A 15,337-nucleotide genomic window follows, 5' to 3' on the forward strand; every position below is an offset into this window, starting at 1 on the left:
TTTTCATTCTAAATTTTTAATTTAGATTAGAGATTAAAATTCAACCACTTAACTTAATAATCTTGTGTTACTTAAACGGTAATACAAGGTTATAACCTCAATATTACAAGCAACATTTAATAAACAAGTAATCAACACATTGCACTTGCAAACATCATATGTTTAAATTGTTAGAATGAATCATTCGTGATTATTTACACTTCTTGATTGCTTATAGCTTTATCGCAATTAAGAGTCGCTGTTTAATTAGCCTGATTCTAAATAACAGATACTGCCGTTGCATTATCTGCACACACAGTAATTATGAAGAAACGGAGTGGTTAAAATGCTTAAACACAGTAAATTGCATACAGCAATATTACTTGCATGTTGTTCTTTATCAGCTTTCACACACACTGCATATGCACAAGAAGAAACAACCGCAAAGCAAGCTAAAAGCAATTCAGACGATTTTGAAGTTATTTTAGTGAGCGCACAAAAACGCGATCAAGCATTAAAAGAAGTTCCCTCTTCAATCGAAGTGCTAAGCGGTGATTTAATTCAAGAAATTGGTATAGATAATGGGTTTGATTTAGTCACCTACTTACCTGGTTTTGGCATTGATGACAGCAGTGAAATACGAACTACAACATTAAAAACACGTGGTATAGGCACTTTTACAAATTCAATTGGCTTACAGTCTTCAAACCTAGTCGTTATAGATGGCGAAGTATTACCTCGCCAATCAATGCTTAACTTACCTATTTCAGATGTACAGCGTGTAGAAGCAATGCGCGGCCCACAAGGGACTTTATTTGGCCAAAACACATCAACAGGCCTATTGCATTATGTAACTAAAAAGCCGCAACTAGATGACCGAGTTTCAGGCACGGTTAGAGCACAAGTTACTGAGTTTGATGGCACTGATTTTAGCGGCACCGTAAATGTACCACTTAACGAAAACTGGGCAGCTCGATTTAACGCGCAATACAGTGATATTGATGGTTGGATAAAAAACACCATGCCTGGTGAAGAAGATTACACCATAGGCGCAAAAACAACGAAAGCTGGTCGCGGCCAACTTTTGTACGACAACGGTGAAGAGCTAAACGTACTATTTCGCTTAGAATATTCAGAGACAGACACAAATTGTTGTTCTCTTACTCGTTTAGGTGGAATAAACCCAGATTTTGGCCCTCGTCCAATCGTTAATGTAAAAGACGATGGCACTATTGAAGGCACAACCTATAACCGTGTAAATCCTGAGTCTACTTTTGAAGAAGCCGGCGGCCCAGTTACATCACGTAATGCAGAAGGTAACTTTGGTAGAACAGAAAATTTTGGCTTTTCAATATCGGCTGATTACTACCTAAATGATGAAATTACACTTAGCTATAATGGTAGCTACAGAGATTTTGATTTATATAACAGCTCAGCATTTTTTACTATTAATTTTCCTGTAGAGCGAACCGCTTTTGGTGGTAACGAATCGGTTGATGTTCTTCAACAAGAGTTTCGTATTTCGTCATTTAATAATGAAAAATTTGATTGGGTATTAGGCCTTTTTTACCATGATACCGACGGTCAGCGCTCTGAAATACGTGACGGTTGTATTGCAGGTAACCGTGGCTTTATTGAAGGCGGCGAATTAACAGGGTGTTATTCAAAGCAATCTACCGATGCTTTTTTAGCTAAATATGCAACTACTGGCGATGACGACCGCTCATTACTAACGCCTTCTCGCTTACTAAATAGTGGTGATTTTACAACTGGTTTTGAAAACGTCGCTATTTTTGGACAACTTGAATACCAAATAACTGAGCAATTAGATGCTACTTTTGGTTTTAGATTATTACACGAAAAAAGTGATGCAACCTTTGCTCGTACAGATTTGGCAACACCTTCTACAGGTGTTGGAATGGAAACATTCAATGAAGTATTAGAACTTGCTCAAACAGATCCATCGCTTATTTTACGCCAAGACGCGCCAACTAAATTTGATAACTCAGACACCGCCTTTATATACAAAGCGGTTGTAGGGTATGACTTTACTGATGATATTCGCGGTTATGTAAATTATTCTACCGGCTATAAAGGGGCATCTTACTTTGTAACAACAAATACCGACCCTGCCGATGCAGACAACTTCCCTACCGATCCTGAAAACTCTTCAAACTTTGAAGTAGGTCTGCGTTCAGCGTATTTTGATAACGATTTACTGTTTAACTTTACGTACTTTGATATGAGAGTTGACGATTATCAAGTACGTGCCAGCCGTGTAATAGATGAAGAAAATAACATTATTTTTGCAGGCTATGTAAACGCAGCACAAGCACGTTCAACCGGTATTGAAGCCGATGTGGTGGTTAAAATATCAGATAAATTAAAGTGGTCATTTAACTACGCTTATTTTGATGCACGCTACGAGGACTTTGCTGATACGCCTATCAATTGTCCTGCTGGTGATGGTGGTTTACTTGCTTCTCGTTGTACAACTGATTCAACAGGCAATCAGAGCTTTGATCAAACGGGTTTATCTTTCCCTAATAATGCTGAGCAACAATTTTTAAGTACTATTTCATATAATACACAAATTGCTGATACAGGCTGGAATGCTAATACACGTGCAGTTTGGCGTTATAATGGCAGCCACACGCAATCAATTAACGAACTTGCCTTTGGCGAATCAGCTAACCCATCGTCAAGCATTTGGGATGGTTACTTAAGCGTAAGCAAAGATAACTTACAGTTTAGTGTATTCATTAAAAACTTATTTGATAAGTCGTACACTACTCGCCAACGTATAAACTCTGAAGGTTTTGGGGAAGCATTCTATCCTCGTGACTGGAGTCGTTATGTGGGGGCAAGCGTTCAATATAGCTTTTAATACATAACGAAAACTGAATATAAAAAAATAGCGCTAATTAAGCGCTATTTTTCTATCTGCATTTAATTACTTACAATGGCTCTTTTCTACCAACTAACTCCCCGTTAGCATCATTTATTACCGCATTGCTAATATCTACATGTTCATTATTACTCCAACGAACCGATACATTATTTATCTTTGTACACGTACCTAAACCAACGTGTAGCTTGCTGTTTTCGCTTTGTGAAAAGCCAGCACCTGTTGCGCCTACAACGCGTTTATAAGTTTGCCCACACGCTTTTATAGTCGCAGTAGCTCCCAATGCCGACACACCAGCGTTAGGTGAGTAACCAATATTAGTGACTAAAAAATTATGCTGCGCGTTTAAAGCTGTGTTGTTGATAAATAAATGCCAACGGCCGCGCTCGTTTGAATAAATTAAGTCAAGATCGCCGTCATTATCGTAATCAAAGGCCTGTGCGCTGCCCCCTGTTGCTCCAAGCTCAGTTGAAATAACACCATGGTCTTGTAAAGTCTCAAAACCTTTACCTTGCTGATTTAAATACAGTAGCTGCTCGTTAGCTTTTGCCGGATTGCCATAACGTAATACAAATAAGTCACTCCAACCATCGTTGTTAAAATCTCCGGCTACAGCACTGGTTGTAGGTTCGCTAAGATTAATATTTAGCTTGGCTGTTGCATCAACAAATTTTCCTTGCTGGTTTTCTAATAATACCGCTGGTAATGGTTCAAGCCCTTTTACTTTGGGTGAATTAGTCACTCTTTTAATAACACCCGCTGTAGGCGATTTAGTATCCCCCGCTACGCGCCAAGTATCATTACCTAAGTAACCTATATATAAACCTTTTTTATGTAGTTTTTTAGGCCAGCCAGCAGCTTGCTCTTTTGTTACCTGTACCGTACGTTCACTGCCGCCGTGCCCTTGTAATGCTAAAGGCGCACTATTTTTACCAATAAACACATTAAAATGGGGGTAAGCCATTTGCAGGTTTTCTATTTCAAAGTCACCTTCGATTTTAAAATCTTCAAATTTAAATGCTTCGTTACGAGTAAAAAAAGCAAAGTTTTGAGATTGAGCATCGTAAAAGGTGTGTTGCTCAAATTGGTGTTTAGCGCGAGTTAAAAATAAATCAAAGTCACCGTCATTATCAAAATCGATTTCGGTCATGCTGCTTACATGGCTAATATTGCGATTATTTCCTAGTACAGCCTTACTTTTATTTTTATAACCTAAATCAGATTTACTCTGCGCTACAACAATGTCATCTCCGCCGTAAAAAAATAAATCATCGTGCCCGTCATTATCAAAATCACTAACTAAGGCTTTATAACCAAGCCATTTTGCAGTAGGTAAGTAATCGACAAACTTAAAATGATTATGTCCTTCGTTTTTATATATATGGTTGGCTCCCTTTTTTTGCTTTTTAAGCGGAAAAGCAGAGAGCATTAAATCTAAAGTGCCACTGTTATTGCCATCAATTAATTTAACCGCACGTCCGCGTGTACGTTCAAAATTATCAAACGTTTCTCCGCCTTCAACAGTCCGGTCATGATTTATTTGAAACGATACAGGTAAACGCGGTTTTAGGCCTCCACCACCGCCTTGGGCTATTATTAAATCCATACGACCATCTAAGTCGTAATCAGCAACAGCCACGCCGTGTGTGTCGCCTTTAATAATTATCTGTGGTGCTGAAAAGGTATTGTTTTTGTTATTCCAAAAAATTTTTACTGCGTGGGTATGCTCAGTAATTAATACATCTTGATAGCCATCTTTATCAAAGTCTGCAATCAGTGCACTGTCCCATTTACGACGCGATAGTGGCTCAAAAGGTATAATATTGTGCGATTCGCTAAACATTAATTTATTACTGCTGTTGTCGCTTAGCGTTTCATTGCTTGCCCTTTGAGTGGTGTTACATCCATAAAGCAGAATACTTGTAGCGATCAGTGATAAACAAAATAACGTGTTTGCTGGCTTACTATTTTTTTTCATTTAACCCACTCCTTACTTAACTGACTGTAATGGTTTTTGCTGCCAAACACGGATGTATTCAATTTCAAAGTCGACTATACCATCATCTTTTTTGCCCTCAGGGCTATTACGTTCAAGCTCTTCTTTACTTTTTGGTACGCCATGCCAAGGAAAAGTCTCCTGATCAAGCCATAAAAACAGTGGCTTAGTGGCTACGTAACCTTTATCAACCCCGCGATGCTCTTTTGCCCAGGCATCAGCTTGTGCTGCAGATACTTCGCTAAATAATTTACCATCAACATAATATTTAATTCCTTGGGCGCTCCAGTCAATTCCATAAACATGAAAGTCATCTGCCACTCTAAAGCCTAAATCTTTGCGCTCTGTATACGTTGGTTTGCCTTTTACTTTTTTATTCCAATCGCGGATTGACCACCATAACTCACTGTCTATGTGATCTTTTTTAGGGTCGAGCGAGTCGCCAAATAATTCAAAAAAATCAACTTCTAACTTTTCGCCCATCGACCAAAATGCACTGCTCACTTGCGCATCAGCGGCTTTGCTTTTAATTTCTATGTATCCGTACTGAAAAGACTTTCTGCCAATAAAGCATGCCGTTGTCAGGTTTTCGTATTTAAGTGCATCGCCAAACACAGGTTTATGTATTTTTTCTTCAAAAGGAAAGTCGGGCTCCCAACGTGTTTCTAGCTTTAGTTTGCCATTTTCTAGGCGGTAGTTATTACCCGAAAATTGCGAAGGTGCGCGGCCTTTCCATACTTTTTTATTTGGATTATCTGGATGCTTATAAACAGGTTTACCGTTTTCAAGTTTACCCACAATGTACCAACGTTCTTCATCGATAGTGCTGGCTTCAAATTCATCACTTACTTGGGTGTTAAGTACCCATTTACCGGTGTTTTGCGGATCTGTTAAAGGCAATAAGTTATTTTTAGTTTGGGGAAGCTTTTGCGTGTTAGTCGTCGCATCGCTGCTACAACCGCCAATGGTTATTACCGACAATAATGCTGCTGTGAGCGTCAATTTATGTGTTTTTATATTTTTTTGCGTGTTGTTCATGATGTCTCATTATTTTGTATGTAAGTTTGTGTGAAAGTTAAAAATTAATACGTAAATAAATAGATTTTTTAGTGGCTTATAAGCAAACAAAACGACTTTAAACCTATTTAGTTTAAAGCCGCTTTAATTAATATTATGTTATGCGTCTAGTACTCGCTTAAATATCGATACGCGTAACGGCGTAATCGTCAATCAAGATTGAATCACCCGTTGGCAGTCCATACACTTCCCAAAGGGTAAACACATCGGTAATTGAGCTCCATGTTGCTGGAATAGCCCAGTCGCGTTGATTAGTTGAATCCTCTACAAACTCGATGTATTGCCACTGCGTAGTGGCTGCGAGTGCTGCGCTAAATAAGCCCGCTTCTGAGTAACGACCTGTAAATCCATTTGCATCCTCAGGTATGCCGTCATAAACCCACGGTACAACAACATGGCGCAACGTAACGGGTTCAACAGGCACTTGATTTAACTTAACCCACAAGGCATAACGGTATGTTTTACCAACAGACTCGGCACCACGTCCATAGTTGGCGCTATACCAGTTACGTTGTTTATTCCAAACTTGCTGAGTTGCAAAAGAGTACGGTGTATTCGCTTCACCTTGAGTTGCAGTACCCGCTGTAATTTCAAGCGAACGACCATTACCCGACACAGAGGTTGCCGATACACTATAAGTGGCATTACCTTTATAAGGTGCGCCTTCACCATTGAGGTTAAAGTCGGTGTTAAAGCCTGCTTCGTGTTCAGACACACCCGGCTCACACATTTGGTTATTAACAGTATTAACCGTAATACTTTTTTGCGAAATAAGTGATAAAGGTGTACTTGCTGTATCGCCATCAATAAGTTCAACCGTTACCGTATTTGGGCTGTCTATTGTTGTAGGTGCTTTAATGGCAAGTACTTCTCCAAAGCCGCTTTTTGCGGTTAAGCTTTTCGTAAATGAAACTTCATCGTTAAGTGTCCAATCAAAAGTATATTCGCCGCTTAACTCTGCGTTTAGTAAAGCAGGCTGCACTTCTACACCACTGACCACACAGATTGGAACGTCCTTGTTACCTGAAGAAGCGCCTAACTCGTTTTTATCGTCGTTTGTTATTGCAAGACTAAAAGCACCTGTCACTGTAAGTGTGGCGCTTGCTGAAGCTTCGGGGTTATCAACACTTGTGGCTGTAATAGTCGTTTCACCGGTATTTTTAGCGCTAATAAGGCCATTTTCATCAATGGTTGCAATTTCTTCATCTGCAATTGAATAAATAAGTGCGGGGTTACACGCGTAATTTGGTATCGCTGATGCGAATACACTTGCTTGACCACCAGCAGGGATTTCAATCGGCGAGACGCTGACCTCAGTTACAACATCATCAATCGCATTGACAGTTAATTGTAATGTACGTGTAGGCAGTGCGCCGCCCGCAGCAATAGCTGCACCATTATTGATAGAATATGTAATGTTATAAATAACTTGGCTCGGAAAGTCTAAGTTACCATCAGCAATAGGGTTACCATCGCCATCTAAAGCGCCTCTAATATCGGTTTGGTCGCATTGTCTTAATGCCGCCGAAAACGCATCGGTATTTACAACTAATTTAGTGCTATCACTTGATTGCGTGAAAGGTGAAATTCGGTGTGATGCAATAGTATTAGCACTTGTTTGTGGGGTAGTGAAATTATTATTAACCACAAACTCTAATTCACTTACGTTTATGGTTGCACCTGACTCAGAGACTGGTTTACCGTCGATTGTTACGCCTTGCAGTAAATCAATTTCTTGAACTCCGGACTCTTCATTTAATGTGCTCGTGATCACTGCGGTATCGATTACAAGTGCTAAATCAGATTTAAACTGCGGATCATAACCTTCATCCGTTCCGCCGCACCCTGTTAATACTGAAAATATAACACTGCTAATTGCTGTTTTTATTAGTAAGTTATGTTTCATCTTACTCTCCAAATTTTGTAAGACAGCGCGCCAAACGTGGCCCGCTGCTAATAGTTTCTCAATTAAAAGGTACCGCGAAGACCAACACGGAACTGACGACCTGTTTTCCAAACTGATGCTGTACGCGAAGTAGTTACACTGCCATCTTCAATTGCATTACCTTCATCAAGCACAACCTCTTGCGAGTTAGCTTCAAACGCATTACGCGTAAATGAACTGGTGTAATAAATTCGGTTAGTTTCATCAGTTAAGTTAAGTGCCTGAAAAGTTAAGCTAAAGTTTTTATTAATTTTATAACTTGAGCTAAAGTCCAAACGGTGGGTTGCCTCTTGCCATGTAGCGCCGCCAACTAAACCTCGGTTAACTAATTGATCCCCGGTGTAGCGACTCGCTAAACGTAATTGAATCCCTTTTTGTTCCCAATACAGTGTTGTATTTAGAGAATGCTTTGGAGTGTAAGGTTGTGGTAGTGGTTTTAAAAATATATCGGTATTACCTACCTGCTGACGATCAGATTCTGAATCTTGGTAGGTATAGTTCATGTTTAAACCTAAGCCACCCCAATAACTTGGTAAAAAGTCATAGTTTTGGTTGTAACCTAGTTCAACACCTTTAATATCTGCGCCTTTACCATTGGTTACTGTGGTTACGTTTACAACGTCACATTCAATGCGCCATTGGTCAAAAAAGCCTGCAACTTGCCTAAGTGGCATACAATCTTCTTCGCCACCTGGTGCTCTATTCTCATCGTAATCAAGTAATAAATCGGCTGTTTGTAAATCGTATTCGGTCCTAACGTCTTTATAGTGATACGGAACAACAACCGTTTCTTCAAAGTCTTTCATATCTTTGTAAAAAAACGCTACCGACAGCAAGCCTGAATCGCTAAAGTACCACTCATAGGACAAGTCGAGATTGGTTGATTTAAGCGGTTTTAAATTTGCATTACCTGCTGAGCCATTAGCAGAGTCCCATTGTTGCTCAAAAATTTGTGTACGTGGGTTTAATGAATCAAAACGAGGACGCGTCATGGTTCTACTAACAGCAAAACGTGCAATCATTTCGTCATTAACTGCATAATTTAAGTTTAAACTAGGTAAATAAGCGTCATGTCCGCCTTTTTTAGTTACCCATGCAACGCGGTCTTGCACTTCACGTCCGCTACCTTGTGTTCCTGTAAATGAAGTTGTTCTGTCTAAAAATGGCCAAATTTGTCCGTTACTTGCAAAGTGTGCCCATGCATTAGCTGACGTTGGAACTAAATTTCCGTTACTGTCGTAAATTAAAGAAGGTAATGCATTGTTAGCTATAATGTTGCCATTTTCATCTACAAACACTTGCTGATTTACACCCAGTCCGGTGTTGCCATCAGCCCCGGGAATTACAAATTGACCCGTTTGCGGATCAACAGGGAAAGTAGCTGGATTTGAGCGGTTATACGCATGAGTGACTTGCCATGCCCAACAGTTTTGTAGCTCAGCATCGTTTGCTGGTGTGTAACGATGATCAGGCTGACCCGTGTCAGAGATCCCCATAACAGCTGCCGGGCAGGCATCTAAATTTGTATTTGCTAAACCACGCTCAACTAACAAATTATACGCATCAACCATTTGTGGAAAACGCGTATAGTTAATACCGCCTACGCCTGTTGCTGTTGTGTCATCTTTTACATACCTAAGGCCTAAGTTACCTGTTAGCTTGCCATCCATCAGCTCAAAGTTTGCTTTAAAATAAGCGGCTTTTGTTTCGGTTTCAATATTACGACTGCCTGTAATGGTTTCGCGTATACCTACTTCGCCTGCATCTTTACCTGAAACAATTTCAAGCGCTTTTTCGGCATCAAGTAACGGCCAGCCATTAAAAAACTGTGCAGAGCGGTCTGATTGAATATCTTCACCAAAATTATCGTAAGGATAGGCACTATCAGCCACTATATCGGCTAAGCGAATTGTACCAAGCCCACGTACTTCAAACGCTTGATCTGGGTCTTCTAAATCTATTAAGTCACTGCCATTTGTGGTTGCTCTATTTTGAATAGAGACATCTTTTTTACGATTTGACCACTTAACTCCAAATTCAAGCGATCTAATAAAGTCGCCATCAAGCGCATAGTCAAAATCAACAAAAAGCGACTTATTTGTATCCGCTAATTTATTTTTACGAAGCACTAAACTACCTAAGTGATTGTGCTGCATGTCATACGGATTAAAACGGCTGTATACCGCATTAGACGTACCATCAAAGGCATCAAATTCCCCTGGAGTAACGCCAGTTGAGTAACTACATTCTCCATTAGCGCCACAGTCGTAGCCAACCATTTCGTGGCTACCATCGGGCATAGATTCAACTATTTGACGACCTGCCGTGCCCCATGTAGCTGTACTAATAGAGATGTAACGGTCTTTTTCATCATCGTCTGGTGTTTCATCTGTCGTTTTAGAAAAACCAGCTCTTACATTCATATTTAATGAATCGGTAACCTGATAATCAATATCGAGTGACGCTACATTAGTATCAATTTCTCTAAGTCCGTAGGAGCGAACAAAGTTACCACCTGTAGAGCGGCTACTTGATTGCTGCAAGGTATTGGTCGATAAATCAACCCCGTTTAGTGCTGTATTATCGTCACCGGCATAAATTAAAGGTGTTACAGGTCCCATGTTTAAACGCAGTCGTTGACTGTCGGTTAACACATCTTGCTCTGTATGAGTTACATCTAGCTGAATATCGAGTGACTCTGTTGGTTGGTATTGAAAACCTGTAGACACTGACAAGCGATCTCGTTGGTCATTATTTAATGTAAAATCAATAACCTCACGCGCTAAAACAAATAAATCACCTTCATGTAATATTTGCGTTTCAGGGTCGTAATTATTAAGTGAACTCAGTGGATTTAATAATGCTTCTCCATTTTCACCAAAAAGCTTATTTCCATCAGCATCACGTTGATTGCCGAGTACCCTGATTGCTTTGCCTGTAACAGTGTCATGTGCTGTACGGCCAGTCGCATCATCTAAATCAACAATAGGAATTGCGCCGTTAGCCCAATCGGTATTGATACGATCTTGTCGTGTTTTTTGGGTATCTTTAGAGGCCGTTATAATAAAGCCAAAGGTGTCGTCGAAGTATTTATCAGAAAAGCTAAAATTAATGCGTGAGTCACTTTCATCAGAAAACTCGTTGTAACGTCCTTCAACCGTAAAAGAACGACGTGGTTTATTTAAATTTAACGGTTTTACAGTTCTAAGCACAACACTTGCGCCGAGTGAGCCTTCATCGTTATCAGCAGAAGATGTTTTAATTACATCAATAGATGACAATATATCTGACGAAAAAGAGCTTAAATCAACACTGTTATCATTAGTAGCACCCGCACTAGAGCCATCGGTACTTAGCCCGCCGGTAAGTGCGACACCATTCATTGATATTTGATTTAAAGAAGGTCCGGCACCACGAATTGATATACGAGTCCCTTCACCGCCCTCTTCTTGAATACTCACCCCTGTTACTCTAGATAGTGCATCAGCGATGTTTTGATCTGTTGATTTACCTACATCTTCAGCATGAATTGAGTCACTTACGTTGTCGGAAAAGCGCTTTGCGTTTACCGCTTTTCGTAAGCTACTTTTGATTCCTTGGACTTCAATTATTTCGATATCTTTTTGTAGTTTTATTTTCTCTTTTTCTTCATCTTCTTGTGCAAAAGCAGATGATGAAATAAGCGAAGCAATAATAGCTGCAGAGACTGCTGATAACCTAAAGTTATGCTGCATTGTGTGCTCTCCTGTTTATCGGCATCGTTTTTCTCAATGCCAGTGTGTGATGATGTCGTCTGTTTTTATTGTTAGTTAAGCGCCACAGATAAAATGAATGAACGTCCTGGTATCCTAATTTCGTTTCAGAGCGATGCTTAACTTGCGATCAAGTTAAACATATGATGTTTATATTTACAAGTCGTTTACTTTGATTTTTACATTTTTGTTTCTTTTTCAAACGAAGCAATTTAAACCGCTGTTTTTAAACAATTTAAATTCATTAATATTTAAGTAAAAGTAACGTAGATATTTTTATTTTTTATACAAAACAAAAAAAGAGACTCAAAATCCCCATTAATAAATAAAATATGTTGTTGAAAATGATCAAAATTGAGTTGTTCAGAAAGAAATTTACGAGGGTTTATAATATTAACTTATGCTCATTAGAATATTTACAGCTATCAAAAGCTGCCAATCAGCAGTTTTGAAAGCGGTAAACCAAATGTATTGCCCATAAATCTAAAGCTCAAACATACACGGCAATACACACGATTTTAATTTAAGAACCTAATTTAAGCGCTTAACTTAAATTAAAACCTTACTTATTATGTAACTTAATTTCACTTACCGTATAAGGTTTGTCATGCCCAGTATTGGTAATGCCTGCGCCTGTAAGCAAGTCAAAATTCGACATAAGCAAAGAGCCTTTATAATAAATAATATCGGCGGGTTGGTCTAATTCACCATTTTCTGAATTGTTATCGGGGTACGATGCAATAACGGTTACATTTTGGTTTGTATCAATTTTTATAACTTGATTAGTTAAAAAACCTGCAGCGTATAAATTACCTTGAGGGTCTATAGTTAAGCCATCAGGTCCACTTCCTTTTGGAAGTGTTGCATAGGTACTTTGGCTAAGCAGGTTGTTGTTTGTATCAAACGTTAATTTATAAATTAAGTCGTCACCTAGGTTGGTTACAAACAAGTTGCCCTGTGAGTCAAAAACTAAGCCATCAAGTCCAAATTTACGTTGCTTATTAGCTGTTTTAGCCAAAAACAATAAATGCGGATCATCTGTACTGCTAGTCACTAATATATTGGTATCTGTGGCCTTAAAACGATATATCCCACTGAGAGTCTCGGTCTTATTTTTACTTGGCACACGCAGTTGAGTTACGTAAATATAGCCATTTTGATAGCGCACACCATTTGGCGAACTCATACCTTTGGCAACGACTTGAGTGTTAATAACTGCATTATTTTTTAAGGTAAGTTTAAGTAATCGGGCTTTGCCAGCACCTTGGTTATCGGCTACAAATAACGCACCATCAGGAGCATAGGCAAGGCCCATAGGACGACCCTTCCCTTTATTATTTGGCCCCGACAACTGGGCTATTTTAGTAAACGTTTTGTCATTATTAATATTAACCAGCACACCCGCTTGTAGCCCTTTATTGGCATAGTTAACACACGATAAAGTAAGCTCTCCTGTAGGTGAGGCAGCAAAAGCGTCTGGGGTTGGGCAATAGTCAGGGAGTGATGCAAATAAACTCGCACTCTCAAGCAGTGTATTTGACGTTTTAACAGACGCTAAAGATGCACTTACTCCCCCTTTATTATTGCTTTGAGCCGTGTGGGTACTACAGCCAAACACAGTAAATAAGCACACTAAACCCGCTAATTTATTTTTAAGATGAGTGATGTTATTTTTATTCATTATTGCTCTCTTTTACTCTTAATTTTTTGCGAAAAAAAAGCAAGGCTTGTTACCAAACCTTGCTTTTTACCTCTCATAGTTAACTTTGTCGTAATCAAACGTTGTAATTAAAAATTGATTACTTGATCTGTCCCAACCTTAGATTTACTTATTACTTCGCCATTGCTATAACGCACACTTACGTTATCTATTTCGTTGCACTGGCCTAAACCAAAATGAACCACGTTATCAAATGATTGTGTATAAGGTGCGGCATCAGGCGACACACGTCTTGTAAGGGTTTTACCACAGCCTTTAAGTGTCGCTATAGCGCCTATGGGGCTAGCATTATGCTTAAGTGAATTACTTATACGCAGTAATGCATAGTGATTAATGTTATTGGCTTGGTTACTAAACAAGTGCCACTGACCTCTGTCGTTATTCATAATAATATCGACCTGGCCGTCTAAGTTGTAATCAAGTACATTTGCGCCTGAGCCAATGGTACCTAAGGTGTTTGTTATTAATCCCGAGTGAGTAGCTTGGTTAAATGTGTTATCGCCATTATTTAAATACAGTATTTGCGATGTAGGCGTTACCAAGTTGCCTTGTTTAACAACAAACAAATCTTGGTAGCCGTTGTTGTTAAAATCTCCCACACTTACGCCGGTCGTATTTAAGTTTGTTTTAATGCCAGCTTTAGCACTCACATCTACAAATTTTCCACTTTCATTTTTAAGCAGTAAATCCGATGGTGCCACTGGTTTTTTATTTACCGTATAATGTTTAACACCGGTTACAACACCCGTTGTAGGTGAAAAAGTATTACCCGCCATACGCCATTTATCATTGCCTATATAACCAACATACAAACCTTTATTAGGTTGGGTATCGGCCCAGCCTAGGCCATTACTGCTAACAATATTGACGTTTTGACCACTGTGCCTTTCACCTTCAAATTTATATTTATAAGTGCCTTCGCCTACAAATACATCCTGGTTTGGATAAGGTGACTGGTAGTTAACTAAATTAAGCGTATCGCCAATAAGTAAGTCATCATATTTAAATGGTCCACGCTTGGTGTAAAAACCAAATGTGTGGCTTTTAGCATCAAAAAACGTATCGCCTGCTTGTAATGGGTTAGCACGACTTATATATAAATCAAAGTCACCATCATTATCAAAATCGATTTCGCTAACACCCGTCGCATCCATTATTTTATTAGGTAAAACATTGGCGGTTACGTCACTAAAGGTAAAGTCACCATTGCCTTTTAAAACACGTAAAGCACCGTCGCCGTAAATCACTAAATCGTCAATTTTATCGTTATTAAAGTCGGTAATAAGGACTTTTTGACCATCTCGATTAGTTTTTGGTAAATCACTTGCGTGAGTTATATTGCCGCTACCATCGTTTTTATAAATAAAATTACTGGTTTGTTTACCGCTATTAGCCTGCGGGAATCCCATTAGTAATAAATCTAAATGACCGTTGTTATTGGCATCAAAAAACTTACTAGTGCGCCCACGCAACGTTGGCAGTTTGGGTGAAAACTCACCGCCTTCAACAATTTCTCTTTTGTTAAAGTGAAATAACTTAGCATTACGCGCGTTATCGCCAGAGCCACCACCACGTGAAAGCAAAATATCCATTTTGCCATCTTTGTCGTAATCGCCCACGCCAATACCGTGCATATCACCCACAATCAGGTCGCGCCCTTTGTCGTAAACGCCTTTATTGTTCCAATACAAACGAATGGTATAACCATGATCGGTAAGTAATAAATCTGGGTAACCGTCGTGGTCTAAATCGCTTATTAATGCGTTATCCCATTTACGGCGATTTTTGTTTTCTAATTTAATTGCTTGGTGCTGCTCAGTAAATAATGTTTTACCCGGTGTTAGCTGAGCCCCCGCTAGGGCACTCGCTTGTTGACAACCTAGTAAGCTTGCGCCCATGCATAACAAAGAAACATGCCATACAATTGTTTTTACTTTCATAAAGCCTCCTTGAATTTGAT

At 39.2% G+C, this 15,337-nt stretch carries 7 protein-coding genes; 1 reads left to right on the forward strand and 6 read right to left on the reverse strand.

What is annotated here, in order from left to right:
* Positions 1 to 325: 325 nt before the first annotated feature.
* Positions 326 to 2,866: a TonB-dependent receptor gene (locus tag PX700_RS00995; RefSeq protein ID WP_479519579.1), complete on the forward strand. Its 2,541-nt coding sequence runs from the start codon at positions 326 to 328 to the stop codon at positions 2,864 to 2,866.
* Between the two features lie 70 nt (positions 2,867 to 2,936).
* On the opposite strand, the gene PX700_RS01000 is transcribed toward PX700_RS00995, so the two are convergent.
* The 6 genes from PX700_RS01000 to PX700_RS01025 all read right to left on the reverse strand — a co-directional run bounded on the left by PX700_RS01000 (position 2,937) and on the right by PX700_RS01025 (position 15,317).
* Positions 2,937 to 4,865, reverse strand: a complete 1,929-nt coding sequence (locus tag PX700_RS01000; protein WP_479519580.1) for a CRTAC1 family protein — start codon at positions 4,863 to 4,865, stop codon at positions 2,937 to 2,939.
* 12 nt (positions 4,866 to 4,877) lie between these two features.
* Positions 4,878 to 5,921 (reverse strand): family 16 glycosylhydrolase, encoded by a 1,044-nt coding sequence (locus PX700_RS01005; protein ID WP_479519581.1) that lies wholly within the window; start codon positions 5,919 to 5,921, stop codon positions 4,878 to 4,880.
* A gap of 157 nt (positions 5,922 to 6,078) precedes the next feature.
* Positions 6,079 to 7,866: an Ig-like domain-containing protein gene (locus PX700_RS01010; RefSeq protein WP_479519582.1), complete on the reverse strand. Its 1,788-nt coding sequence runs from the start codon at positions 7,864 to 7,866 to the stop codon at positions 6,079 to 6,081.
* A 62-nt stretch (positions 7,867 to 7,928) separates the two neighbouring features.
* Positions 7,929 to 11,639, reverse strand: coding sequence for a TonB-dependent receptor (locus PX700_RS01015; protein ID WP_479519583.1), 3,711 nt, complete (start codon positions 11,637 to 11,639; stop codon positions 7,929 to 7,931).
* Between the two features lie 580 nt (positions 11,640 to 12,219).
* Positions 12,220 to 13,338 (reverse strand): Vgb family protein, encoded by a 1,119-nt coding sequence (locus PX700_RS01020; RefSeq protein WP_479519584.1) that lies wholly within the window; start codon positions 13,336 to 13,338, stop codon positions 12,220 to 12,222.
* 107 nt (positions 13,339 to 13,445) lie between these two features.
* Positions 13,446 to 15,317, reverse strand: coding sequence for a CRTAC1 family protein (locus PX700_RS01025; protein ID WP_479519585.1), 1,872 nt, complete (start codon positions 15,315 to 15,317; stop codon positions 13,446 to 13,448).
* Positions 15,318 to 15,337 lie beyond the last annotated feature (20 nt).

The sequence above is a fragment of the Pseudoalteromonas sp. TP27 genome (assembly GCF_056470645.1).

Bases quoted from the DNA above. Each gene is read 5' to 3' on its own strand.
- PX700_RS01005 (WP_479519581.1), bottom strand. From the start codon at position 5,921: ATGAACAACACGCAAAAAAATATAAAAACACATAAATTGACGCTCACA.
- PX700_RS01000 (WP_479519580.1), bottom strand. From the start codon at position 4,865: ATGAAAAAAAATAGTAAGCCAGCAAACACGTTATTTTGTTTATCACTG.
- PX700_RS01025 (WP_479519585.1), bottom strand. From the start codon at position 15,317: ATGAAAGTAAAAACAATTGTATGGCATGTTTCTTTGTTATGCATGGGC.
- PX700_RS00995 (WP_479519579.1), top strand. From the start codon at position 326: ATGCTTAAACACAGTAAATTGCATACAGCAATATTACTTGCATGTTGT.
- PX700_RS01010 (WP_479519582.1), bottom strand. From the start codon at position 7,866: ATGAAACATAACTTACTAATAAAAACAGCAATTAGCAGTGTTATATTT.
- PX700_RS01015 (WP_479519583.1), bottom strand. From the start codon at position 11,639: ATGCAGCATAACTTTAGGTTATCAGCAGTCTCTGCAGCTATTATTGCT.
- PX700_RS01020 (WP_479519584.1), bottom strand. From the start codon at position 13,338: ATGAATAAAAATAACATCACTCATCTTAAAAATAAATTAGCGGGTTTA.